General features: G+C 71.0%; 20 protein-coding genes. 3 read left to right on the plus strand and 17 right to left on the minus strand.

The window, feature by feature from the left end; all coding sequences use genetic code 11:
- Positions 1-30: 30 nt before the first annotated feature.
- The 5 genes from CRP49_RS37710 to CRP49_RS49420 all read right to left on the minus strand — a co-directional run bounded on the left by CRP49_RS37710 (position 31) and on the right by CRP49_RS49420 (position 5,699).
- Positions 31-2,016, minus strand: a complete 1,986-nt coding sequence (locus CRP49_RS37710) for an ABC transporter ATP-binding protein (protein ID WP_097257916.1) — start codon at positions 2,014-2,016, stop codon at positions 31-33.
- On the minus strand, positions 2,013-2,852 hold the full coding sequence (locus CRP49_RS37715; RefSeq protein WP_257033868.1) for an ABC transporter permease: 840 nt from the start codon (positions 2,850-2,852) through the stop codon (positions 2,013-2,015). The genes CRP49_RS37710 and CRP49_RS37715 overlap by 4 nt, the downstream gene beginning before the upstream one ends.
- Before the next feature lie 5 nt (positions 2,853-2,857).
- Positions 2,858-3,814: an ABC transporter permease gene (locus tag CRP49_RS37720; RefSeq protein WP_097257918.1), complete on the minus strand. Its 957-nt coding sequence runs from the start codon at positions 3,812-3,814 to the stop codon at positions 2,858-2,860.
- 3 nt (positions 3,815-3,817) lie between these two features.
- Entirely contained in the window at positions 3,818-5,455 is a 1,638-nt protein-coding gene (locus CRP49_RS37725; protein ID WP_097257919.1) for an ABC transporter substrate-binding protein, read from the minus strand.
- A gap of 163 nt (positions 5,456-5,618) precedes the next feature.
- Positions 5,619-5,699, minus strand: a complete 81-nt coding sequence (locus tag CRP49_RS49420) for a putative leader peptide (RefSeq protein ID WP_373560442.1) — start codon at positions 5,697-5,699, stop codon at positions 5,619-5,621.
- A 200-nt stretch (positions 5,700-5,899) separates the two neighbouring features.
- On the opposite strand from CRP49_RS49420, the gene CRP49_RS48950 reads away from it, so the two are divergent.
- On the plus strand, positions 5,900-6,673 hold the full coding sequence (locus CRP49_RS48950) for a winged helix-turn-helix domain-containing protein (RefSeq protein WP_101375599.1): 774 nt from the start codon (positions 5,900-5,902) through the stop codon (positions 6,671-6,673).
- 203 nt (positions 6,674-6,876) lie between these two features.
- The gene (locus tag CRP49_RS37740) at positions 6,877-7,548 is read left to right on the plus strand and encodes a hypothetical protein (protein WP_097257920.1); all 672 of its coding nucleotides are present in this window, start codon (positions 6,877-6,879) and stop codon (positions 7,546-7,548) included.
- On the opposite strand, the gene CRP49_RS37745 is transcribed toward CRP49_RS37740, so the two are convergent.
- Genes CRP49_RS37745 through CRP49_RS37790 form a run of 10 tightly spaced genes read right to left on the minus strand, consistent with a single transcriptional unit; the run spans position 7,441 to position 18,882 of the window.
- Positions 7,441-8,958 (minus strand): MFS transporter, encoded by a 1,518-nt coding sequence (locus CRP49_RS37745; RefSeq protein ID WP_179851972.1) that lies wholly within the window; start codon positions 8,956-8,958, stop codon positions 7,441-7,443. The two genes, CRP49_RS37740 and CRP49_RS37745, sit on opposite strands and share 108 nt — an antisense overlap.
- Positions 8,959-8,965: 7 nt before the next feature.
- On the minus strand, positions 8,966-10,189 hold the full coding sequence (locus CRP49_RS37750) for an LLM class flavin-dependent oxidoreductase (RefSeq protein WP_097257922.1): 1,224 nt from the start codon (positions 10,187-10,189) through the stop codon (positions 8,966-8,968).
- Positions 10,186-11,538 carry an LLM class flavin-dependent oxidoreductase gene (locus tag CRP49_RS37755; RefSeq protein ID WP_097257923.1) on the minus strand — a complete coding sequence of 451 codons (1,353 nt, stop codon included), beginning with the start codon at positions 11,536-11,538 and terminating at the stop codon, positions 10,186-10,188. Before CRP49_RS37755 ends, CRP49_RS37750 begins: the two co-directional genes overlap by 4 nt.
- Before the next feature lie 13 nt (positions 11,539-11,551).
- Positions 11,552-12,337 (minus strand): ABC transporter ATP-binding protein, encoded by a 786-nt coding sequence (locus CRP49_RS37760; protein WP_097257924.1) that lies wholly within the window; start codon positions 12,335-12,337, stop codon positions 11,552-11,554.
- On the minus strand, positions 12,334-13,128 hold the full coding sequence (locus tag CRP49_RS37765; RefSeq protein WP_097257925.1) for an ABC transporter ATP-binding protein: 795 nt from the start codon (positions 13,126-13,128) through the stop codon (positions 12,334-12,336). The genes CRP49_RS37760 and CRP49_RS37765 overlap by 4 nt, the downstream gene beginning before the upstream one ends.
- The gene (locus CRP49_RS37770) at positions 13,125-13,991 is read right to left on the minus strand and encodes an ABC transporter permease (RefSeq protein ID WP_097257926.1); all 867 of its coding nucleotides are present in this window, start codon (positions 13,989-13,991) and stop codon (positions 13,125-13,127) included. Before CRP49_RS37770 ends, CRP49_RS37765 begins: the two co-directional genes overlap by 4 nt.
- Positions 13,988-14,938 carry an ABC transporter permease gene (locus CRP49_RS37775; protein WP_097257927.1) on the minus strand — a complete coding sequence of 317 codons (951 nt, stop codon included), beginning with the start codon at positions 14,936-14,938 and terminating at the stop codon, positions 13,988-13,990. Before CRP49_RS37775 ends, CRP49_RS37770 begins: the two co-directional genes overlap by 4 nt.
- Positions 14,939-14,945: 7 nt before the next feature.
- The gene (locus CRP49_RS37780; RefSeq protein ID WP_097257928.1) at positions 14,946-16,496 is read right to left on the minus strand and encodes an ABC transporter substrate-binding protein; all 1,551 of its coding nucleotides are present in this window, start codon (positions 16,494-16,496) and stop codon (positions 14,946-14,948) included.
- A gap of 44 nt (positions 16,497-16,540) precedes the next feature.
- The gene (locus CRP49_RS37785; protein WP_097257929.1) at positions 16,541-17,857 is read right to left on the minus strand and encodes a bifunctional o-acetylhomoserine/o-acetylserine sulfhydrylase; all 1,317 of its coding nucleotides are present in this window, start codon (positions 17,855-17,857) and stop codon (positions 16,541-16,543) included.
- Positions 17,854-18,882: an isopenicillin N synthase family oxygenase gene (locus CRP49_RS37790; protein WP_097257930.1), complete on the minus strand. Its 1,029-nt coding sequence runs from the start codon at positions 18,880-18,882 to the stop codon at positions 17,854-17,856. Before CRP49_RS37790 ends, CRP49_RS37785 begins: the two co-directional genes overlap by 4 nt.
- Before the next feature lie 1,108 nt (positions 18,883-19,990).
- Between CRP49_RS37790 and CRP49_RS37795 the strand changes: the two genes are divergently transcribed.
- A complete protein-coding gene (locus CRP49_RS37795) occupies positions 19,991-20,818 on the plus strand; it encodes a DUF1684 domain-containing protein (RefSeq protein WP_097257931.1) in 828 nt (275 codons plus the stop codon).
- Positions 20,819-20,895: 77 nt separating this feature from the next.
- Here CRP49_RS37795 and CRP49_RS37800 read toward each other — a convergent pair whose 3' ends face one another.
- Both CRP49_RS37800 and CRP49_RS37805 read right to left on the minus strand, forming a co-directional pair.
- Entirely contained in the window at positions 20,896-22,086 is a 1,191-nt protein-coding gene (locus tag CRP49_RS37800; protein ID WP_097257932.1) for a zinc-dependent alcohol dehydrogenase, read from the minus strand.
- Between the two features lie 534 nt (positions 22,087-22,620).
- Entirely contained in the window at positions 22,621-23,532 is a 912-nt protein-coding gene (locus CRP49_RS37805; protein ID WP_097257933.1) for a helix-turn-helix transcriptional regulator, read from the minus strand.
- Between the last annotated feature and the right edge of the window lie 55 nt (positions 23,533-23,587).

Genomic DNA, 23,587 nt, shown 5'->3' on the forward strand with positions numbered 1-23,587 from the left:
AGGGCTCCCGGTGCTCGGGCGGTTATGGGTTCACAGGGGGTCGGCCGCGCTCAGCGCGGTGCTGGCCGGGATCCCGGCGGGCAGGTCGGAGGGGTCCAGGTGGCAGCGCACGACATGGCCCGCTCCCAGGTCTCTCTCCGGCGGCGGCACGTCCTCGCACAGCCCGGCGATCCGCCGCGTACAGCGGTCGGCAAAGCGGCAGCCGCTCGGCCGTGCCGGGGCTTTCACCGGTGTGGCCGCTTCCGGCGGGCCGGTCGCCACGGGGTGCGAAGCCGCCTCGACGAGCAGGGCGGTGTACGGATGCGACGGGCCGCGCAGCACGTCGGCCGCCGGTCCCTCCTCGACGATCACGCCGCGGTACATGACGGCGATCCGGTCGGCGAGATGGCCGACGACCGCGAGATCGTGCGAGATGAAGAGGTACGACGTCCCCGTGCGGTCCCGCTGGTCGGCCAGCACCTCCAGCACCGCCGCCTGCACGCTGACGTCCAGGGCGGACACGGGCTCGTCGCAGATCACCAGATCAGGGCTGCCGGCGAAGCTCCGGGCGATGGAGACGCGCTGTTTCTGTCCGCCGGAGAGCTGAGCGGGGCGGCGGTCGAGGAGGTCGGCGTCGATGTGGGTGCGGTCCAGAAGCGCCTCCAGGGACGTGGCCGAGGGATCTCCGAGGGTGGCGAGCGATCTCCTCAGGACGGTGCGCACGGTGTGACTGGGGTTGAGGGAGGATTCCGGGTTCTGGAAGACCATCTGGATGCGCGGGCGCAGGCGCGCGGCGCGCCGGGCGAGGCGCGCGGGCAAGGGTTCGCCATGTAGCCGCAGGCTCCCTTCGCCGTCCGGGGCGAGCCCCGCGATGGCCCGGGCGAGCGTGGTCTTTCCGCTGCCCGACTCCCCCACCAGGCCTAGGACTTCGCCCTCGCGGATGGTCAGATCGACGTGATCGACCGCGACCGTGGGCCCGAACCGCCGTACCAGGTCCCGGACTTCGACGAGGACCGTGGACGAATTCCTCGGCCGCGCGCTGCGCGCTGCCGTACGCACCCCCGTGTTGGCCTCCCCCGGGTGCAGGCAGCGCACTGCCCGGCCCCGTACCGCCGCTGCGTCCAGCGCGGGTTCGGCCTCCCGGCAGGCGTCATCGGCCAGCGCGCAGCGCGGCGCGAAGGCGCAGCCCGTCGCGGTCTCGCCCGGCAGCGGCAACCGTCCGGGCACGGGTCGCAGCGGGCGGTCGTGCCGCGTCGCACCGAGGACCGGCACCGCCGCCAGTAGGCCGGCGGTGTACGGGTGGGCCGGGGCGGCCAGGACCTCGCCGACCGGACCGGTCTCGACGAGGCGTCCCGCGTACAGCACTCCCACGCGGTCGCACATCCTGCCGATGAGGCCGAGGTCGTGGCTGACGAAGACCACGGCGGCGTTCAGCCGGCCCCGCAGCTCCTTGAGCAGGCCGAGCACTTCATGTTCGACCGAGGCATCGAGTCCCGTCGTCGGTTCGTCGAGGATCAGCAGGCGGGGCTGTGCGGCGAGGGCGGCGGCGATGACGACGCGTTGCTGCTGGCCGCCGGAGAGCTGGTGCGGGTAGCGGTGTGCGAGCCGCTCCGGGTCGGGCAGCCGTACCGTGCGCAGGAGTTCGACGACCCGATCGGCCGTCTCACCGCGTGACAGACCACGCCCGCGCAGGACCTCGGCCAGCTGCTTGCCGACCCGCATCGTCGGGTCGAGGGAACCCGCCGCGTCCTGGTGCACAAAGGCGAGCCGGGACGCGCGCCATTCCCGCAACCCGCGCCCGTTGAGGCCCAGTACGTCGGTGGCGTCCAGCCGCACACCGCCGCCGAGCACCCGCCCGCCCGGCGCGAAGTGGCGGGCCAGCGCGTACGCCAGGGTCGACTTGCCGCAGCCCGACTCGCCGACCAGGCCGAAGATCTCGCCGGGGGCGACCGTGAGCGACACGTCGTACAGCACCTGGGCGGAGCCGTACGCGATGCTCAACCCCTCGACCACGAGTCCCTGTTCGTCCGTACTCATCCGGCCCCGCCTCCCGCCGCCCGCCGTGAGGTGTCCGCGACCAGGGCGACACCGATCACCAGCGAGACGATCGCCAGGGAGGGTGCGAGAACCGTCCAGGGCGCGTTGTTCAGCCACACCCGGTTGTCGGCGACGGCCGCTCCCCACTCCGGTGAGCCCGGTGGCTGGCCGAGGCCGAGGAAGGAGAGGGTCGCGGCGGCGAACACGGCGTCGCCGAGCCGGGAGGTGACCTCGACGTACACGGTGCGGCGGACGTTGGGGAGGATCTCGCGGCCGAGCAGCGACCAGAGGGGTTCGCCGCGCAGCCGGGCGGCCTCGACGTACGGCTTCTCGCGTTCGACTAGGGTCGCCGCCCGCACGCTGCGCGTGACCAGCGTCGTGAGGGCGGCCGCGACCACGAGGACGAGCACCTCCGTGGAGCGGCCCAGGAGCGCCGCGAACAGGACGGCCGCGATGATGGCCGGGAAGACCACGACGGCGTCGACGATCCGCATCACCACGTCGTCCAGCCAACCGCCCACCCCGCCCGTGACCAGCCCGATCGTCGTGCCGGCGAGGACGGCCAGCGCGGTCGCGGCCGGCGCCACCTCCAGGACGGGGCGCGCTCCGGCGAGCGTGCGGGAGAACACGTCGCGGCCGAACTGGTCGGTGCCCAGCCAGTGTTCGCCGCCCGGCGACAGGAACCGGTCCTGGGGGCGCTGCACGTCGGGGTCGTACGGCACCAGGTGCGGCCAGAACAGGGCGACGGCCGTCCACAGCACGATCAGGGCGGCCCCGACGGCGGAGGCGATCGGCAGCCGTCCCGGTCGTCCCCATGGCCGCAGCGCGATCGACACGGCGATCAAGCCGCACCCCCAAGGCGTATACGCGGATCCAGCAACCGGTAGACCACGTCGGCGAGCAGCACGACCACCATGTACAGAACGCCCAGCACCATCGCGCTCGCCTGGAGCGTCGGCAGGTCCTTGTCCTGGGCCGACTGCAGCAACAGGGCTCCGGCTCCTGGGTAGTTGAAGAGAAGTTCGACCACGACGATGCCGCCGAGCAGGTACTGCAGCTGGACGCCGAGGGCGCTGGTGGCCGGCACCGTGGCATTGCGCAGCACGTGCCGTACGACGATCCGGGCGGAGCCGGCACCCCGCAGCCGGGCCGCTCGCACGTACGGGCCCTCGACCACGGCGATGGTGCTGGCGCGCACGTGCCGGGCGACGTAGCCGGTGCACACCAGCACCAGCGAGATCGCCGGCAGCAGCAGGTGCCACAGGGTCTGTCCCAGGCCGTCGGCTCCGGCCTGGGCCTGCGCGGACGCGGGCAGCCAGCGAAGCTGCACGGAGAACACCACCAGCAGGACGACCCCGGTCACGAACTCCGGTGTCGCACCCAGCGCCAGGGTCGTGGAGGTGATCGTCCGGTCCAGCGCCCGCCCGTGGTAGAGCCCCGCGACGACCCCGAGGGTGAGCGCGACCGGCACCAGCAGCAGGAACGCGAACACCGCCAGGAACAGCGAGTGCCCCAGCCGCTCCAGCAGCAGCCCGCGAACAGGCACGTGCAGTGTGTACGACGTGCCCCAGTCCCCGGTGACGAAGTGCCCCAGCCAGCTGCCGTACTGCACAGCGAGCGGCCGGTCCAGGCCGAGTTCGTGATGGAGGGCCCGCACCGAACCGTCGGAGGCCTCGCGGCCCAGCACAGTCCGGGCGACGTCACCGGGCAGCACCTGCGTGGCGAGGAACACCAGAAACGAGACCCCCAGCAGAGTCAGCGGGATCGCGGCGAGGCGGCGCAGCAGAAACCGGGTCATGGTTCAGACCCGGGAGACGGTGGTGAAGTCGACGTACTGGCTGGGGTGGGCCTCGACGCCCCGGAACCTGCCGCTGCTGTAGGCGCGCGCCGCGCCGCTCCAGTACGCGATGACGATCGGCACGTCCTCGTAGAGGGTCTTGGCGATGATCTCCGCCTGCTTGCGACGCTCGGCGTCGCTGGTGGCGGCGTCATAGGCCTCAGCGGCCGCGTCGAGGGCCTTGTCGGCGTACTTGGAGCCGTTCCAGACACCGTTGCTCTTCACCATGGGGATGATGAACTGGCTCGGCACGGCTCTGCCCGCCCAGCCGACCAGGTTGGCGGTGGTGAACAGCCAGGGCGTGTCCTTGGCCTGGTCGCCGCCGTAGAACTCCTTCGAGGAGCGCTGGTCGAGGTCGACCGTGATGCCGACCTCCTTCAACTGGCTCTGGACGGTGACCGCGTAGTCCTTGTTGGGCGGGTCGAAGGTGAGCGTGAAGCGCAGGCTGTCCAGGCCGGCCGTCTTGAGGAGTTCGGCGACCTTCGCCTTGTCCTTGGCGCGCTGCGGGATGTCGGTGGGTGCGGCCGGGAACAGCGGCGCGAACAGGTGGTCGTTGCCGAGGTCGCCCAGTCCACTGCCGGCAGCCTGGCGCACGGCGGGCCGGTCGAGGGCGTAGGCGACGGCCTGGCGGACCTCCTTGCGGTTGAAGGGCGCCTTGTCCACGCGGAGGGTGAGGACGGTGACACCGGTGCCCTTGACCTTGTCGACCGCGATGCCGCCGCTGTTCCCCAGGGGTTCGACGAGCGCGGGCCGGCTGAGGAACTGGGCGTCGATGTCACCGGACTGCAGGGCCACGAGGTCGGCCTGGTCGTCGGCGTAGAACTTCACCTCCACGCCGTCGAGGTAGGGCTTGGGGCTGTCCCAGTACTTGGGGTTGCGGACGAAGGAGGCGCCCGCGGACACGTCGTACGACTTGAGCGTGAACGGGCCCGTCCCGATGCCGTGCTTGGTGAAGTCGCCGGCGTAGTCCTTCTTCAGGATCACCGCGTTGTAGTTGCCGGCCGAGACCAGGTACGGGAAGTCGGAGAATGGGCGTTCCAGGGTGAAGACCACGGTCGAGTCGCCCTGGATGCTCACGCCGCCCGCCCTGAGGACGGTGTCGAAGGCGGACAGCGCGGCCGACTTGTTCTTCGGGTCGAGGAGCCGGTCGAAGGACGCCTTCACCGTGGCGGCGTCGAGCCTCGTGCCGTCGGAGAAGGTGACGCCCTCGCGCAGGGTGAAGGTCCACTTGCGGCCGGACGAGTCCGAGGTCCACTTGGTGGCGAGCCGCGGTACCAGCTTGAAGTCCTTGTCCAGCCAGATCAGGTACTCGGCGACGAGCTGGTAGAGGGCGATCGCGCTGCCGTCGTACGCGGTCACCGGGTCGACGGCGGTGGGCGGTGGCGGAGTGCCCACGCGGAGGGTTCCGCCGCGCTTGGCCGGGCCCGTGGCCGAGGCCTTCGTTCCGGCCGACGCGTCGTCCTCGGCGCTCGGGGCGCAGGCCGCGAGCAGGGCGGCCAGAGCACTGCCGCCGGCCAGGGTGAGGAAGCCGCGGCGGGAGGGTCCGGCGGGCAGGACGTCCTGCCAGTGCTGCGGGAGCGCGTCGGGATGGGATGCAGGCATGGGAGGTCTCCAGGGAATGACCGGCGGCACGGCACAACCAGGGGGAGCTGTACACGGGCGGGAGCGGGGCGAGGGAAGGCCGGGGGCCGTCAGAAGAGCGGCGACCGTGTTCGGCGCCGTATGAGCGCGGCCTCGGCGGGCCGCGCGCGATGGGGGGAACGCCTCAGCGCCGCGGACAGGCGCACGTGCCGACGCGCAGCAGATCCACGTGGATCCTTCGGGTCAGCGGCGTGTTCGCGGTCACGACTCATTGATAACAGCGGAGATCGACGCCAGACAATGCGGGACTTGTTTCAGAATCGAGAAACTCCGCCGTAAAACTCCGCCCGTAAACTTCCGGCATGACCGACTCCCGCACGCCGTCGCGCCTCGCCGCCGGCTGTCGCCGCCCCGGTTCCGACGACCACCGGCCGTCTCCCAGGCACGACACAGGAGTTGCTCGCGATGCAGTCACCGGCGCACATACGGCCCGAAGGGCTTCCGGGCAGCGCACCTGACACCGATCACCCGTCGATCGACGACCTGCTGGCCCGGGCCCGCACACGCCTGGACCGGCTCACGCCCGAGGACGCGGCCCGCGAACTCGCCGACGGTGCCCTGCTGGTGGACGTCCGGTCGGACATGGCGCGCCGGGCGGAGGGCGAGATCCCCGGCTCCCTCGTGATGGACCGGAACGTGCTGGAGTGGCGACTCGACCCCTGCAGCACCTGGCGCATCGAGGAGGCCGCCGACCACTCCCTGCGCGCCGTCATCGTGTGCTCCCAGGGCTACATGTCGAGCATGGCCGCCGCCGGGCTGCACGACCTCGGCCTGCTGCGGGCCACCGACATCATCGGCGGCTACGAGGCCTGGCGCGCCGCGGGACTGCCGATGGTGCCCGGCGGCACGATGCCCGGCTCGTACGTGGCCGCCGCGCCGTCTCCGATCAGCTTGGACCCCGGCGGGCAGCGCATGCTGGTCGACGGCGCTCCCGTCGCCCTGACCCCGCTGGAGTTCCGGCTGCTCACCGCACTCCTGCGCGGCAACGGCCGCGTGATACCCCGGGAGGACCTGCGCACGGGCCTGGGCGAATGGGACGGCAGCCGCAGCCGCTCCGTCGACCTCCACATCCACCGCATCCGCCGCAAGCTCGGACCACGCGCCGCGGCCCTGCTCACCACGGAGCGAGGCGTCGGCTTCCGCCTGCGCGCGGCGCCTGCTCCGGCCGACGGCCACTGAGCGATCCGCCTGCTCCTGCGCTCGGTTCGGACCCCGCCCGCCTGCTGAGCCGCGCGGAGCAGCTCGTCCAGCACCTGGTGGAAGCGTCGTGCGGACGCGCCGAGGGCTCGGGCGCGGCCAACTCGTGTCCGCCGACCAGGTCGTCGAGATGCCGGACGAGTACCGCCTCGAGCAGGATCTCCTTGCTGGGGTGCCGGTACACCTTGCCGGCGCCGACCCCCGCCTGCCGTGCGATCTCGCCGGCGTTCGGTCCGGCCGGTTCCGACGTGGAGCGGGAATTCGTCCGCGGCCGTGCTCTGGCCGATGCCGCGGTGGCCGCGGGAGTCGAACACGTCGTGTTCACCGGAGTCGCGTCCACGCCGAGGTCGGTGTCCGTGCTGCGCCTGGTGCGATTCATGGCGAACCATCTCGCGTCGCCGCTCTTCGGCATCGACGGCGACCGGCCGGACCGGTTCGCCGGGCGGACGCTGGAGCTCGCCGGGGACGCCCTCACTCCGACCGAAGCCGTCGCCGCGATCAGTGAAGCCACCGGTGTCACCATGCGCTACGAGCAGCTCACCCACGCCGAAGCCACAGCGCTCAACCCCGAGATCGCCCAGGTCAGGGAGCGGTGGGCAGCGGGCGCGCGCTGGCACGCCGGCATCGAAGCCCTGCGCGTCGTCCACCCCGGGCTGCGCACTCTCGCAGACTGGCCGCGGAATCCGGTGCCGCCCTGCTGCGGCCCCGGCTCCTCGGGACCGCCCAGGCGCATTGATCAGCAGCCCGCCTCACGGATCCACAAGGCCACCGCCGCTCCGGTGTCGAGGCGGCCGGTCCCGGTCGACGATGACGGAAGCGGGGGCAGCACGCGCGTGCTTCCCCGACGCAGGTGCTGACGGGCGTCGTGGCGTGGCGGCCCGGCGCAGCAACGACAGCACCAGGGCCAGAGTGAGCAGGCCGGCGCAGACACAGGAGGCCAGTGCATACGCGCCCCGAGGGCCGCTGTCCCCCGGCGACCTGGAAGCGGAGTGCAGATAGACCGCCGAGACGGCGCTGAGGCAGACGGCCGCCGCGATGCGCTGGGCCATCTGCAGGATGCCGCCGCCCACTCCGGCAGCTTCTGCGGGCGTGTGCCGCAGCACCTCGGTCTGGTTGGGTGACACGCTGAGCCCTCCGGCGACGCCGGCCATCAGCTGCGTTCCGGCCAACGCCATCGGAAGCCCCGCAGCCGGTACGGAGAGTGCGACCACCGCGCCCGCCAAGGCGGCGGCGGTTCCCAGTGTGAGGCCGACGGTGACGGTGCGCGGGCCGATCCGCCGCACCACCCGCCAGGCGAGTGCCGAGGAGACACCCATCGCGGCCGCCGAGGGCAGGGTGACCGCCGCCGTGAGCAGAGCGGACAGGCCCAGCCCGTCCTGGAGGAAGACGGTGAGCACGAGGGACGCGCCCAGCGAGGAACCGAAGTTGGCCATGGCGACAGCCGTGCCAAGCACATATTGTCTGGACGACGTCAGCGCCGGATGTACGAGCGGCTGATGGCCTTTCCGCACACGCATGCGCTGGTGTACCGCCAAGGTGACGGCGAGCACACACACCATGGCTCCCCACAGGAGCGCCTGTGACCCGCTGTCCGGGGTGCTGATGAAGGGCACCATCAACGTCAGCGTGCATCCGCAGGCCAGGCCGAGGCCGATGACATCCAGCCGGGAGTTCCCGGCGGTGCGCCGCGGCGGTGGCAGCCAGCGGGCCGCGAGGGCCAGGGTGATCAGCGCGCACGGTGAGCTCAGCAGGAGGCAGCACCGCCAGCCCGCCTGGGCGCCGAGTCCGGCGACGAGCGCACCGCCGAGTGGTGGGCCGAGTGCCGAGGCAACGCCGGCTGTGACCGCGTAGAGGCCCAGCGCACGGCCACGGTCCAGACCGTGGAAGACATCCTGAAGTGTGCCGATCACCTGTGAGTTGACGAGCCCCGCCGCGGCACCCTGCACCAGCCGCGCGCCGATCAGGGTCGCCGGCCCGCCGCCGGTCGCGGCCGCCACCCCGGCCACGACGAAAGCGGCCACTGCGGCCATGAAGAGACGCTTGCGCCCGTGCAGATCACCGAGGCTGCCACCGGGAACGAGGACCAGGCCGAAGGCCAGTGAGTAGCCGGCCACGATCCACTGGACGTCCGCCGCACTCGCCCCGATCGACTGACGCATGCTCGGGACGGCGATGTTCAGGACTGCCTGGTCCAGCAAGGTCGTCGCACCTGCGGCCATGCACACCAGCAGCACACGCCGTGCGGCACGACTCTCTCCGGGAAGCATGCGCCCTCTATCGGTGCCGGGATGGCCGCGGAAGGCCCAGATGTTCCCGCAGCGTGGCGCCCGTGTAGTGGGTACGGAACAGGCCGCGGCGACGCAGCTCGGGTATCACCAGCTCGGCGAAGTCGTTCAGGGTCCCCGGCAGATACGGGAAGATCACGTTGAAGCCGTCCGCGGCGCGCCCGTGGAACCACTCCTCGATGTGGTCGGCGATCTGCTCAGGGGTGCCGGTGACGGTGCGGTCGTCGTCGGCGAAGCGCCGGACGAGGTCGCGGATGGTGAGGTTGTCGCGGCGGGCCTCTTCGTAGATCTGTTGCTGGGCGGTGTGCGACTGGTTCGAGACCGGGAGTTCGGGCAGCGGGCCGTCCAGCGGGTAGGGGCTGAGGTCGAAGCCGCCGAGCCAGTACGAGAGGTCGGCCAGGGCGACCTGCGGTGGCAGGAGTGCGGTGAGCCGGGCCAGCTTCTCGCGGGCCTCGGACTCGGTGGGGGCGGTGACGACCGAAAGCCCCGGGAGCACCTTGAGGTGGTCCGGGTCGCGGCCGTGGGCGGCGGCGCGTTCCTTGATCTCGGTGTAGAACTCCTGGGCCTTGGCCAGGTCCCTGATGCCGGAGAAGATCACGTCGGCGATGCGGGAGGCGAGGTTCTTGCCCGCCTCGGAGGCACCGGCCTGCACGATGACCGGGTGTCCCTGCGGGGGCCGGGCGATGTTGAGCTCGAAGGAGTCCCAGAGCCCTGTCACCACGTCGTGGAACTCTTCGGCGCGCTCGTAGCGGGTGGCGTGGTCGAGATGGGCGTCGAGGCCGAAGTTCTGGGCCTCCCCGTCGTTGAGGGAAGTCACCACGTTCCATCCGGCACGCCCGTTGGAGATGTGGTCGATCGAGGCGAACGTACGGGCCACGTGATAGGGCTCGTTGTAGCTGGTCGACGCGGTGGCGATCAGACCGATCCGGGAGGTCCCGGCGGCGAGCGCGGCCAGCAGGGTCGTCGGTTCGAAGGAGTCGTTGACGACGCTGACCCTGCTGAGGACGTCCTCGCCCGCGAAGGGCACGCCGACAAGGTCGGCGAGGAACACCGCGTCGAAGGCGGCGTCTTCCGCGATCCTCGCGTAGGAGAGGACCTCCCGGATGTTCACCCCCGCGTCCGCTGCGGTGTCCGGGTGGCGCCAGGCGGCCAGGTACTCGCCCGGCGGCTTGAGGAAGGCGTTGAGGTGGAACTGGTCGCTGCGACGGCTCATCGTCCGGCCTCCTCGAGGTGTCGTGCGCGGGCGACGGGGCGCGACAGCCCGAGGTTCTCGCGCAGAGTGGTGCCCTCGTACGCGTTGGGGAACAGGCCGCGCTGCTGGAGCAGGGGCACGACGTGGTCCACGAAGTCCTCGGCGGGCCCGGGCAGATAGGGGAAGGAGACGTTGAACCCGTCGGCGGCACGCGCCCGGAACCAGGTCTCGATGTGGTCGGCGATCTGCTCGGGCGTACCGGCGACGACGGAGCCGGCGGCGAGGCGATGCGCGAGCTCGCGCATCGTCAATTTCTCGTCATGAGCCGACTTCAGCAACAGCTCACGGCGCGACCTGCTGCGGTTCGTGTCGGGGATGTCCGGCAACGGGCCGTCCACCGGATGGCCGGTCAGGTCGATGTCGCCGATGTGGTCCTGAACGAGGCGGCGTGCGACGTCGTCGTGGATGAGGTCCTGGAGTTCGGCGAGCCGCCGCCGTGCGTCCGCCTCGGTGGGTGCGACGAGCGGGGTGAGGCCCGGCCAGACCAGGACCTGGTCGGGGTCGCGGCCGTGGGCGGCGGCGCGTGCCTTGACGTCGGCATAGAAGGCCTGGGCGGCGCCCAGCTCGTGCTGGGTCGTGAACAGGACTTCCCCGTGCCGGGCGGCGAACTCCCGTCCCGTCTCGCAGGAGCCCGCCTGGAAGAGCACCGGATGGCCCTGCGGCGCGCGGGAGATGTTCAACGGCCCTCGTACGGCGAAGTGCTCGCCCCGGTGGTGCGGGGTGCGCAGCCCGGCCGGGTCGTAGTAGCGGCCGGTCGCCTTGTCCCGTACGACCGCGTCGTCGTCGAAGCTGTCCCAGAGGGCCTTCACGACCTGCACGAACTCGTCGGCGCGGCGGTAGCGCAACTCGTGTGCGAGGTGGGTGTCGTGGCCGAAGTTCGCCGCCTCCAGCGGAGCCACGGACGTGACGACGTTCCAGCCGGCCCGACCGGCGGAGAGGTGGTCGAGGGAGGCGAACTTGCGGGCGATGTGGAACGGATGGTTGTAGGTGGTGGTCGCCGTCGCCGCGAGACCGATGTGCTCGGTCACCAGGGAAAGCGCGGCCAGCAGCGTCAGCGGTTCGAAGTGCTCGGCACGGCCGGTGCGGGACAGGGAGTCGAGCTGGTGTCCCCGGCTCGCGACGACGTCGGCGACGAACAGCGCGTCGAACCGGCCGCGTTCGAGGGTTCGGGCGAGGTCGGCGTGGAAGGGGAAGTCGAGCTGTCCGTCGGGGCGGGCGTCCGGGTGCCCCCAGCCGGCGATGTGGCCGCCGGAGCCGTGCACCAGAGCTCCCAGGGTGAGTCGGCGGGGGCGTTCGGTCTGTGCTGTCATGTGAGCCTCACGGTCATGCGGGCAGCCGGGGTACGGCGGCCAGCAGGCGGCGTGTGTACGGGTGTCGGGGATCGGCCAGGACCGATGCGGCCGGGCCCTGTTCGACGGCTCTGCCGTCCTTCATCACCAGCACGTCGGTACACAGATGCCGTACGACACCGATGTCGTGGGAGACGAGCAGCAGCGTGAGGCCGTACGCCTCGGCGAGATCGTTCAGGAGGGCGAGGATCTGGGCGCGCACCGACACGTCGAGAGCACTGAGCGGTTCGTCGCCGACGAGGACCTTCGGCCCGGGGGCGAGCGCCCGCGCGATGGCGATGCGCTGCCGCTGCCCTCCGGAGAACTCGTGCGGATACCGGCCGCGCGCGGACGGGTCCAGGCCGACCGCGCGCAGCAGTTCGTCCACCCGGTCGTCGTGGTCGCCCGGCAGCCTCAGGCATTCCAGTGGCTCGGCGACGATGTCACGGACCGTGGAGCGTGGATCGAGCGAGCCCCTCGGGTCCTGGAGCACGACCTGGACCTCGCGCCGGTACCAAGTGAGCTTGCGTGGCACACCCGGCCGTACGTCCCGGCCCCGGTAGTGCACCGTTCCTGCGTCGGGCCGGTCCAGTGCGAGCAGGAGCCGGGCGAGCGTCGACTTCCCCGAGCCCGACTCCCCCACGATCCCGAGGCTCTTGCCCTCCCTCAGCTCCAGCGACACGTCCTGTACGGCGTGACGGAAGAGAGCCGGCGCGAACAGCGAGGTGCGCGGCAGCCGGAAGCTGCGGCTGAGGCCGGTGGCCTTGAGTAGCGTTGTCATCGCGCGACCTCCGGGGTGTCCCAGCCCGTCGCTCGGGCGGCTTCCACGAGCCGTTGTGTGTAGGGGTGCCGGGGAGCGCGTACGAGGGTGTCGGTGGCGCCTTCCTCGACGAGTCGCCCGTGCTCGAGTACGGCGGCACGTGCGCACAGCTGGGCGACCACGGCGAGGTCGTGACTGATGAACAGCAGTGCGGTGCCGTGCTGTTGGACGAGGTCGTCCAGCAGTCGCAGCATGTCGGCCTGGACGGTGACGTCGAGGGCGGTGGTGGGTTCGTCGGCGATGAGCAGCTCCGGGCGGGTGGCGAGTGCCATGGCCAGGCCGACGCGCTGCCGCTGTCCCCCCGAGAGCTGGTGCGGCCAGGAGCGGACGATGAGTTCCGGGTCCGGCAGTCCCACCTGTGCGGCGAGTTCGACGGCAGCGGCCGCGGCCCTGCGCCGGTTCAGCCCGCGGTGCAGCCGCAGGGGTTCGGCGAGTTGCTTTCCGATGCGCATCAGCGGGTTGAGCGCGCTCATGGGCTCCTGGAAGACCATCGCCATGCGCTCGCCGCGCAGCCGGGACAGCTCCCGGTCGCCGAGGCCGAGGAGTTCCTCGCCGCCGAGCCGGATGCTGCCGCCGGCCTCCGCGCCGACCGGCAGAAGTCCCATGACGGCGAGGGCGGTGAGGGACTTGCCCGAACCGGACTCGCCGATCAGCGCGAGACGTTCACCGGGAGCCAGCTCCAGGCCGACCTCGTCGACGACGGTCGTCCCGCCGATCCGCACACTCAGGTCGGTGATGTTCAACAGGCTCACGCCGGCACCTCCCGAGCCCTCAAGCGCGCATCCGTGGCCTCGCGCAGTCCGTCCCCGAGCAGGTTGAAGCCGAGCACGCAGGCGGCGACGGCCAGGCCCGGCCAGATCACGAGGAGCGGGCGGGCGGCGATGTACTGCTGCTGCTCGTGCAGCATGCGCCCCCAGGTGACCGCGGGGGCCGGAGCACCGAACCCGAGGAACGACAGGGCGGCTTCGGCGAGCACGGCCACGGACAGCACGAGCGAGAGCTGCACGATGAGCGTGGGCGCGATATTCGGCAGCAGGTGCTTGCGGACGGTGCGCCAGATCCCGGACCCGGCGGCGTGGGCGGCCAGAACGTAGTCGGTGCCCAGCACCCGCCCCGCTTCGGCACGGGCGACCCGGGCGACATTGACGCCCGCCCCGAGGCCGATCGCGGTGACCGTTGTCCAGGTGGAGCCGCCGTACACCGCGGTGAGGATCATCGCGATCAACAGAACGGGGAACGCGATCAGCACGTCCGTGAACTGGACCACCGCGGCTCCGATCCAGCGCGGTACGAGGACCGCGGCGAGCGCCAGGGCGAGCCCTACGACGGCCGCGACGGCCGCCGCGAGCAGGGCCGTCCGCAGGGTGCTGCGGGCCCCGGTGAGCAATTGGCTGAGCTCGTCCCGGCCCAGGCGGTCCGTCCCGAGGACGTGGCCGCCGGAAAGCGGCAGCAGCCAGCTGTCCTGCGGACGCACGAGCGTGGGGTCGTACGGCGTCCAGACGAGGGAGAGCAGGGCGGACAGCACGAGCAGGCCGACGAGGACCGAGCCGGCGAAGCCACTGCGGCTCCGCAGCAGCGCCCGGACGACGAGGGGGACCTTGAGAGGGACCTTCATACAGCGCTCCGCAGCCTCGGATCGATCAACCGGTGCACGAGGTCCACGAGGGTCCCGACGACCAGCACCGCCCCCGTGAGCAGCAGGATCTCGCCCTGCACCTTGTCCAGATCCCGGTTGCCGACATCCGTGATCAGCATCTGGCCCACGCCTGGAAGGACGAAGACCTGCTCCACTACGACCGCCCCCGCGACCAGCGCGGCGATCTGCAGCCCGAGCACCGACACCACCGGCACCGCCGCGTTGCGCAGCCCGTGCCGCACCAGCGCGCCCGTGCGGGTGTGGCCCTTGGCCCGGGCGGTTCGCAGCCAGTCCTGGTGCAGGACGTCCAGCACGGCGGACCGCACGAACCTCAGCAGTACGGCGCCCTCGGAAAGAGCCAGCGCCAGCCAGGGCAGGACGAGGCTGCGGAGCGCCTGCCCGGGCTCGTCCCAGCCGTCGACAGGGAACCCTTGGGCGGGCAGCCATCGGACCTGGACCGCGAACACCACGACGAGCAGCAGTCCGACCCACAGGGTCGGCAGCGCGATTCCGAGCTGCCCGAAGGCGTTGACCGCGCCGCCGAGCCGGGAGTCGCGGTGTACGGCCGCGAGGACGCCCAGCGGCACGGCGAAGGCGAGCGCGAGGACGACGGCGCCCACGGCCAGCGGCCCGGTCACGGCGAACTTCTCGGCGAGCTGCCCGGACACCGACGTGCCGTCGAGGGCCGACCGGCCGAGGTCTCCGGTCACCACTCCGCCGATCCAGCTTCCGTACTGCGCGACGAGTGGACGGTCCAGGCCCAGGTCGTGGCGGACGGCCGCGACCTGGGCCGGGGTGGCCTTGATGCCGCCGATGGTCTGGGCGACGTCGCCGGGCAGCAGCCGCAGCACGAGGAAGATCAGCACACTGGCGGCGAACAGGGAGACCAACAGGAGTCCGGCCCGGCGCAGCAGATACAGGGTCACGCGAGCCTCACTTCTTCGCCACGGCGAGGTCCGCGAGGTTGTAGCGATTGCTGGTGAAGTTGCGCGGCACGCCGGTGACTCCGCTGCGTACGACGGTGAGGGTCTGGTTGACGAACAGCCAGTCCGCGGCGGCGTCCTCGGAGACCCGCCGGGCCGCCTTCTTCAGGAGCGCGTCCCGTTGGGAGTCGCCGGCGGCGGTCTGCGCGGCGGCGTACCACTTCTGGACATGCGTGTTGTCGTAGCCGAAGTAGTAGCCGGGGTTGGCGAAGTTGTTCAGGTCGCGGGCTTCGGCGTGGTCGACGACGCTGAGCTGGTAGTCGTGCTTGGTGTAGACGGCGTCGAGCCAGGCCTGGAACTCGACCTGGCGCACGGTGAGTCGGACGCCCACCTGTTTGAGCTGGGAGGCGAGATAGTCGCCGATCTCGGCCGGGTAGATGTTGGGGATCTGTACCGTGAGCTTGAGGCCGCTGCCGTGACCGGCCTGCTTCAGCAGCTTCTTGGCGTTGTCCGGGTTGTAGGCGTCGATCGAGGTGAGGTTCTCGTAACCGGGATCGGTGGGCGGGATGGGCCCGCCGACCGGTACGGCGGCGCCGCCGAGAATCTTGATGAGCCCGGCGTTGTCGATGGCCTGACGGATGGCGCGGCGCACCCGGACGTCCTTGGTCGGGCCCGAGGCGTTGTTCAACGCGAGCGTGAACTTGTCGGTGGTGTCGCCGCGCAGCACCGCGTACCTGGTCTTGTCGGAGAAGGGCTGGAGCAGGTCCGCCTGCGCTGCCGTTTCGATGTCGGTCTGGCCCGTCTGCTGGGCGTTGTTGGCCGCGTTGGCGTCCTTGATGTAGTGGAAGACGACCTTCGCGACCTTCGCCTTCCTGCCCCAGTAGGCGTCGTTGCGGACGAAGGTGATGGAGGAGCCGCGTTTCCAGGCGCTGAGCTTGAAGGGACCCGTGCCGTTCTCCTTGCCGGCCGGCGCGGACAAGTCCGTCCCCTTCTTGAAGACGATGCCCGCCCGTCCGGTCAGGCTCCAGGTGAAGCCGGTGTCGCGGTGCTTGAGCCTGACGACCACGGTGTGGTCGTCGGAGGCGGACACGCTCTCCACCGATGCGAGCGCCGTCGCGTCGGGGTTCTTCGAACCGGCCGCGGTGACCTGCTCGAGCGACCAGACGGCGTCGGCGGCGGTGACCTTGGTGCCGTCGTGGAAGGTCGCGTTCTTCGCGAGGTGGAAGGTGTAGGTGAGCCCGTCGGACGACGTGCCGTACGAGGTGGCCAGACTCGGCTTGATCTTGTTGTCCTCGTCGCGGGTCAGCAGGCCCTGGTAGATGTTGTCGAGCAGGATCTGGTCGAGCGCCGCGCCCGCCGTGGAGGCGATGTCGAGGCTGGTCGGTTCCAGCACGAGGCGTATGTCGACAGTGGCATCGGTGTCGATGGCGGACGGTTCGGCGGCCTGGTTGGTCTGTCCGGCGTTCGCCGGGTCGTCGGCCGAGCCGGTGCCGCAGGCGGTCGTGGCCAGGCCGGCGAGTACTGCGATGGCGGCGAGCCGGACGGCGGTTCTGCGGCGCATGGCGGATGGTGCTCCTCGGGTGTGTGGGTGCTGACGGAGGTGCTTCATACGGCGGCGGCCCTCAGGCCCGCTTCGAGGTCGGCGATGAGGTCGTCGACCCCCTCGATCCCGACCGACAGCCGCACCAGGCCGGGCGTGACACCGGCCGCGGCCTGCTGACGGGCGTCCAGCTGGGCGTGGGTGGTGGAGGCGGGGTGGATGACGAGACTGCGTACGTCGCCGATGTTCGCGAGGTGGCTGAAGAGCCGGACGCCTTCGACGAAGCGCCGGCCCGCCTCCAGGCCGTCCGCGAGTTCGAAGGCGAGGACCGCGCCGGCGCCGCGCGGCAGGTAACGCTTGGCCCCGGCCTGCCACGGGCTGGAGGGCAGTCCGGCGTAGTGCACCTGCGAGACCTGCGGCCGCTGCTCGAGCCACTCGGCCAGCACCTGGGCGTTGGCGACGTGCCGTTCGATGCGCAGACTGAGCGTCTCGAGGCCTTGGAGAAGCAGGAAACTGTTGAACGGCGAGACGGCCGGTCCCAGATCCCGGACCAGCCGGGTGCGCAGGCGCAGCGCGTACGCGAGGCCCAGGTCGGAGAAGGAGTCCCAGAAGGACAGCCCGTTGTAGGTCGGGTCCGGGCGGGTCAGTCCGGGCCACCGGTCGGGGTCGGCACCGAAGTCGAAGTGCCCGCTGTCGACGACGACCCCGCCGATGCCGGTGCCGTGGCCGGACAGGAACTTGGTGGTGGAGTGCACGACGATGTCGGCGCCGTGCTCGATGGGCCGCAACAGGTAGGGCGTGAGCACCGTGTTGTCGATCACCAGCGGCACTCCGGCGTCGTGCGCGACCTGGGCGACGGCCTCGATGTCGAGCACGTTGCCGCGCGGGTTGCCGATGCTCTCGCCGAACAGGGCCTTGGTGCCGGGCCGTACGGCGGCACGCCAGGCTCTGAGGTCGTCCGGGTCGTCGACGAAGGTGACCGAGATACCGAAGTCGGCGAACGTGTGCTCGAGGAGGGTGCGGGTGCCGCCGTAGAGGGAGGAGGAGGCGACGATGTGGTCCCCCGTGCGGGCCAGGTTCAGCAGCGCGAGCGAGGTCGCGGCCTGGCCGCTGGCCACGGCGACCGCCGCCGAACCGCCCTCCAGGGAGGCGATGCGCTCCTCGGCCACGGCGGTGGTCGGGTTCGACAGGCGGGTGTAGGCGTGGGTGGTGAGGTCGGCCAGTTCGAAGGCCGCGGCGGCGTGCGCGGTGTCGCGGTAGACGTAGCTGGTGGTCTGGTGGATCGGCACGGCCCGCGCGCCGGTGGCCGGATCGGGTACGGCACCCGCGTGCACCTGGCGCGTCTCGAACTCCCAGCCGCCGGCCTGACGTTCAGTGGTCATCGACCGCTCTCCCTCCTCGCGACAACATCGGGCCACCAGCGATCGGCGACCCGTGGATGCGAGCGGAGCCAGCCGATCACGGCGTTCTCCCCGAAGGCCGCCAGGAGCGGGTTGTCCGGGTCGTCGGTGACACCTCGGCTGCGCGCCGCCAGTTCCGGCGGCAACTGCAGCGGCTTGACGACCGCGTCGAGGCGCGGGCCGAGGAAGAAGGGGATGGAGTAGCGGTGGACGCCCGGCTGTGGGCTGACGACCCGGTGCTGCGTGGCCCTCAGATAGCCCTGGGTGGCGATCTCCAGCATCTCGCCGATGTTGAACACGAAGGCGTCCGGCACAGGCGAGGCGGCGATCCACTCGCCGTCCTCGCGCCGCACCTGCAGCCCACCGACCTCGTCCTGCTGCAACAGGGCGAGATAGCCGTAGTCCTTGTGCGCGCCCACTCCCTGGTCGGCGTGCGCGGCCGCGCGCGGCGGGTAGTGCACGATCTTCACGTGTACGGCCGCCTCGTCGTCGAACCACTGGTCGAAGTAGCCCTCGTCCTGCCCGAGCGCGGCCGCCAGAGCCCGGAGGACCTCACGGCTCACGCGCAGCGCCTCCGCCTGCCAGCGCAGCACGACGTCCCTCAACTCCGGTATCGCGGAAGGCCATTGGTTTGGCCCGACGAGGCGCAGGTAGTCGGGATCGTCCGGGCCGGTGTCCAGTGCCTCACGCTCCGGGCCGATGTCGATCTGCTCGCGCCAGTCGGCACTGCCCGCCGTGTACTCGGTCCCCGTACGCGTGTAGCCGCGGAACTGCGGTGAGTTGACGTTCTCGATCTCCAGCCGTGCCTGCTCCGGCAGCGCGAAGAAGGCGCGGGCCGCGTTCAGCACCTCGTCTCTGAGCGATGCGGCAACACCGTGCCCGGTGACGTAGAAGAAGCCCACCTCGTGGGCGGCGGACCGGAGTTCGGCGAGGAAGGTGTCGCGGTCGGTGTGCGGGGCGCGGAAGCGGGAGATGTCGATGACGGGCAGGGCCGTGGGCTGGGCCATGGGTGTTCCTTCGCGGCAGCAGCGGACCGACTACGGCAACACAAGTGCCCTACCGACGCGGCCGGTTGTCGGTGGCGTGGTGTGCCGAGGCGAGTCGCAAGTCGAGAGAGGTCGAGATCAGGGGCCGTCGAACGACGGTCAGCAACAGACCTGGTCGAACTGGTCGGCGCGGCGGCTCACCCAGAACGGGTCGAGCAGCACCGTGCGTGCCGGGCCAGTTATCTCCATGGCCGGATCAAAGCACACAAGGGAAGGTGCGTCCACCACGCATCCCATCGGGTGAGACGACCACGTGGTGCCGGTGCGTGCTGCCCCGGTGTGCCATGAGTCAGCCGATCGGCTCCGTCACCGCCGGCCACATCGTCTCCAGCACGTCGTTGTAACCATCGAAGTGGAGCAAGTCGCCGCGCCGGTAGGCGAACTTGTTCCGCAGGCGCTGCCCGGCGGCCGGGGTGAGGCAGTCACTGGTGTTGTTCGCGGCGACTGTGGTTTGCTGGCTTCATGACCGTGCTCGTGACCCGCCGCCACGTCGACTACGTGCGCGTCACGACCACGGCCTGTTCCGCCGGACGGTGACGCCGCGCCCCAGGCGCCCGGCCAGTCCCTCGCGGCCCCGTTCATGCCGCCGTCGCGCCCTCAACCGCCCGTGAGCGGCGCCCCCTGACAGTGACCCTCTTCGCAGAGGGCTGGGACTCTCCGCTTCCGGTCCGGCAGCACGGTTGAGAGGAGCACCGCATGCATGCATACGGATCGAAGTCGAGCGGCGGCCCGGAGGTCCTGGGGGAGATCCAGACACCGGGGCGAGGGGACCGGCTGTCGGCGAGCAAGTCGCCGCCTACCTCCCGGCTTTCGGAGGCCAAGCCGAGTTTGCCGTGGCCGACACGGACTTCGTCCGACCGGTGGGCGCGCTGGGCTCCTCGAGAAGGCGGAACTGGCCGGCGTTTTGGGCTACGACACGTTGTTCGCCCGCGAGGGCTTCGCGGACGCAGGAACAGCCGCAGCATCGCCGGGTACAACATCGGGGACGTCGCCCGCCGCTCCCCCGCCAACAGACGCCGTGTGAGGCGCTGATCCTCCCCCAACCGGACTTAATCCCCAAGGAGTTCACATGACCGTCCAGGATTCCCCCACCGACATCGACGCCTTCACCGAGGAATGGGAGGCGTGGCACCTCCGGAAGGATGCCGCGCTCGCCCACGAACACGGATTCCTCGCCGTCACCGGCCTGCACTGGCCGACCGCCCAACCCCAGCGCTTCCCCGACGCGCCCGGCATCTGGTCGACGGGCGACGACGGTGTCAGCGTCGTACTCGGCGAGGACGAGGAACTCGTCGTCGACGGCACCGTGGTGCGCGGACGACACGCTTTCGGCGTCGTCCCGGAACGCGGCGGCGTCAACGCCGTCTGGAGGGACGCGGTGATCGAGATCGCCAGGCGCGGCGGCCACGACGTGATCCGGCCGCGGCACCCACAGCATCAGCTGCGCACCGCCTTCACCGGGACGCCCGCGTATGCGCCGGACCCGCGCTGGGTGGTCACCGGCAGGTACATCCCCTTCGCCCAACCACGGCCGACCACCGTGGGCGCCGCCGTCGAGGGGCTTCAGCACGTCTACGACGCACCCGGCCGGATCGACTTCGGCATCGCCGGCCGGGAGTTGAGCCTGACCGCGTTCAACGGACGCACACCGGGCAGCCTCATGGTGCTGTTCACCGACGCGACCTCAGGCGTGACCACATACGCGGCCAACCGCGCCCTGCAGATCGACGTCCCGGGGCCCGACGGCGCCGTGGTCCTGGACTTCAACCGCGCCACCAACCTGCCGTGCGCCTACACCGACTTCGCGACCTGCCCGCTGCCGCCCGCCGAGAACCGGCTCCCGGTGGCAATCGAGGCCGGCGAGAAGATTCCCCACGAACGGAAGTCGATCGCGTAGTGAGCATCTCACCCCCGCCTCGGATCCGCTCGTGTTCGAGTACGGGGAGCGCACCGCGTACGACGGCGCCTGGGTAGCTACGGCCGCATCAGGATTTTGATCGCCCCGTCCTGCTTGCGCTGGAACATCTCGTAGGCGTGCGGCGCCTCGGCCAGCGGCAGCCGGTGGGTGGCGAAGTCGTCGACACCCAGGGGGTCCTCGTCCGTGAGGTACAGCATGATCTGGTCGCTCCACCGGCGGACGTTCGCCTGCCCCATCCGTAGCTGGATCTGCTTGTCGAAGAGGGTGAGCAGGGGCATCGGGTCGGCCGTGCCGCCGTACACGCCGCTGAGCGAGATCGTGCCGCCGCGCCGGACCAGGTCGATGGCCATGTGGAGGGCTCCGAGCCGGTCGATGCTGAAGCGTTCCGCGAGCGGCCCGCTGAGCCTGCGGGGCAGGAGCGCGGAGGCCGTCTGGGCGAGTTTGGCGGCGGCGCTGCCGTGGGCCTCGGTGCCGACGGCATCGATCACGGCGTCCGGGCCCCGGCCGTCGGTCGCGTCGCGAATCGCGGTGACGAGCGCCTTCTCGTCGTCGAAGGCCCTGAGGTCGTACGTCTGCACGCCGCGTCGGCCCGCCCTGGCCAGCCGCTCGGGCACGAGGTCGACACCGAACACCCGCTCGGCACCCCGGGCCATCGCGATACGACAGGCCATGTCGCCGATCGGACCGAGGCCGAGGACGGCGAGAGTGCCGCCGGGCGGGAGGGACGCGTACTCGACGGCCTGCCATGCGGTGGGCAGCACGTCGGAGAGGTAGACGAAGCGGTCGTCCGGCGGACCCTCGGGCACCTTGATAGGGCCGTACTGCGCCTGCGGAACCCGCAGGTATTCCGCCTGTGCGCCGGGCACCGAACCGTACAGGCGGGTGTAGCCGAACAGGGCGGCGCCCATGCCCTCCCCGGTGACCTGGGTGGTCTCGCACTGGGTGGGCAGCCCCGTCAGGCACATCCAGCAGGATCCGCAGGCGATCTGGAACGGCACCACGACCCGGTCACCCGCCGCGAGGTCGGGTACCCCAGCGCCGACTTCCTCGACGATTCCCATCGGTTCGTGGCCAAGGATGTCACCCGGGGTCATGAACGGGGTGAGCACCTCGTACAAGTGCAGATCCGATCCGCACAGCCCGGTGGACGTAATGCGGATGACGGCATCGGTGGGCTCCTCGATCCGTGGGTCAGGCACGTCCTCGACGCGCACGTCCCGCCGCCCCTGCCAAATGACTGCCTTCATGGTGTCGCGTCCCTCCTCGCATGCGTACCGTCTGCCCCGCCGCGTCCGGTCAGCGGTGGCTGCCGGGTACCCGCGCATGCCGGCAGCGAACCCCCGCTCGCCTGCAGTCCCGCTCGAAGTAATGCAAGCCGCCCTGAGCGCCCGGCGGCGCCCCCGCCCTGGACCGCGACTGGCCATGTCCTGCCTGGTGCGCAGCCTGTGACACTCATACGCTGGTGTAGGGCCTCGCTGCTCGTGGCACAGGTGGTTCCCGTTGACCAGCGGTTCGTCCGCTGTCTCAGGTCTCTGGCACAGCCGCTCAGTCTCAGGAACGTGGCGGCTCCGTATCCGCCGGCGTATCCGCGGACCCGGTACGCCCTTCCCCGAGTCAGCAGCGAGGACGGAAGTTGTCCGTCCGGCCCGCCGCTGCGTCACGTCAGGCGGTGACGTCGTCGTGGCCGAGGTTGCCGCCCAGCTCGCGGGAGGCTTCGGCCTGGGCGAGGAGTTCTGCTCATGGCATGGGACAGGCCCGTGACCAGCGGTCCTTAGGTTGTCTCACGGTTGCTGATCGGCGGCTTCTTGCGGGGCGGACGCGGAGCGGTCCACAGGCCACGGTGCAGTCATGTCGAGCAGGAGCAGTGCATCGTGGTCGGGGCTGCCGGGTTCGGCGGTGTAGACGCCGATGCGCTGGCCGGGTGTGCCTTCAATGTGCAGTGACTGCGAGGTGAGGGTGATCGTGCCGACCTGGGGGTGGTGGAACGTCTTGTGGGCGGGTTTACGCCCGGTGACTTCGTAGCGTTCCCACAGGCCCGCGAAGTCAGGGCTCCTGAGAAGCAGCTCGCCGACGAGGTGGGTGAGGTCCGGGGCGTCGGGTGCGGTGCCGGCGATGGCGCGCAGGCGGGCGACGCAGGCGGTGATCTGCCGATCCCAGTCGGCGAAGATGTCGCGGGCTGCGGGGTGGAGGAAGAGGTAGCGGGCGAGGTTGCGGTGTTTGACGGGCCAGTCGTCCAGGCCCGCGTACAGGGCGAGGCCGCCGGGGTTCCAGGCGAGCACGTCCATGCTGCGGCTGATGACGTACGCCGGGTTCGGGCGCAGTGACTCCAGGAGCAGCTGGAGGTGGGGGCGCACGGTCCGGCTGGGCGCGGGCGGCGGCTCGGGGGTGTAGCGGGCGGCGCGGGCGGCGAGCTCGCGCAGGTGCTGGTGCTCTTGGTCGTCCATATGCAGGGCTCGGGCGAGCGAGTCCAGGACGGCGGGGCTGGGGCGGGTCTCCTTGCCGCGTTCCAGGCGCACGTAGTAGTCGATGCTGATGCCGGCGAGGGTGGCCAGCTCCTCGCGGCGCAGGCCGGGGGTGCGACGGATGCCGGCGCCGACGGTGAGGCCGACGTGTTCGGGGCTGGTCTGGGTGCGGCGGGCGCGCAGGTAGCGGCCCAGCTCGGCGCCCTCGCTGTTCGCGCTCTCGGATGCCATGACTCCAGTCTCACCCGCTCGGCACGTGGCTTGCAGACGGGAGGGGGTCCCTGTC

It is taken from the genome of Streptomyces sp. Ag109_G2-15, assembly GCF_900215565.1.
Taxonomy (GTDB): Bacteria; Actinomycetota; Actinomycetes; order Streptomycetales; family Streptomycetaceae; genus Streptomyces; species Streptomyces diastatochromogenes.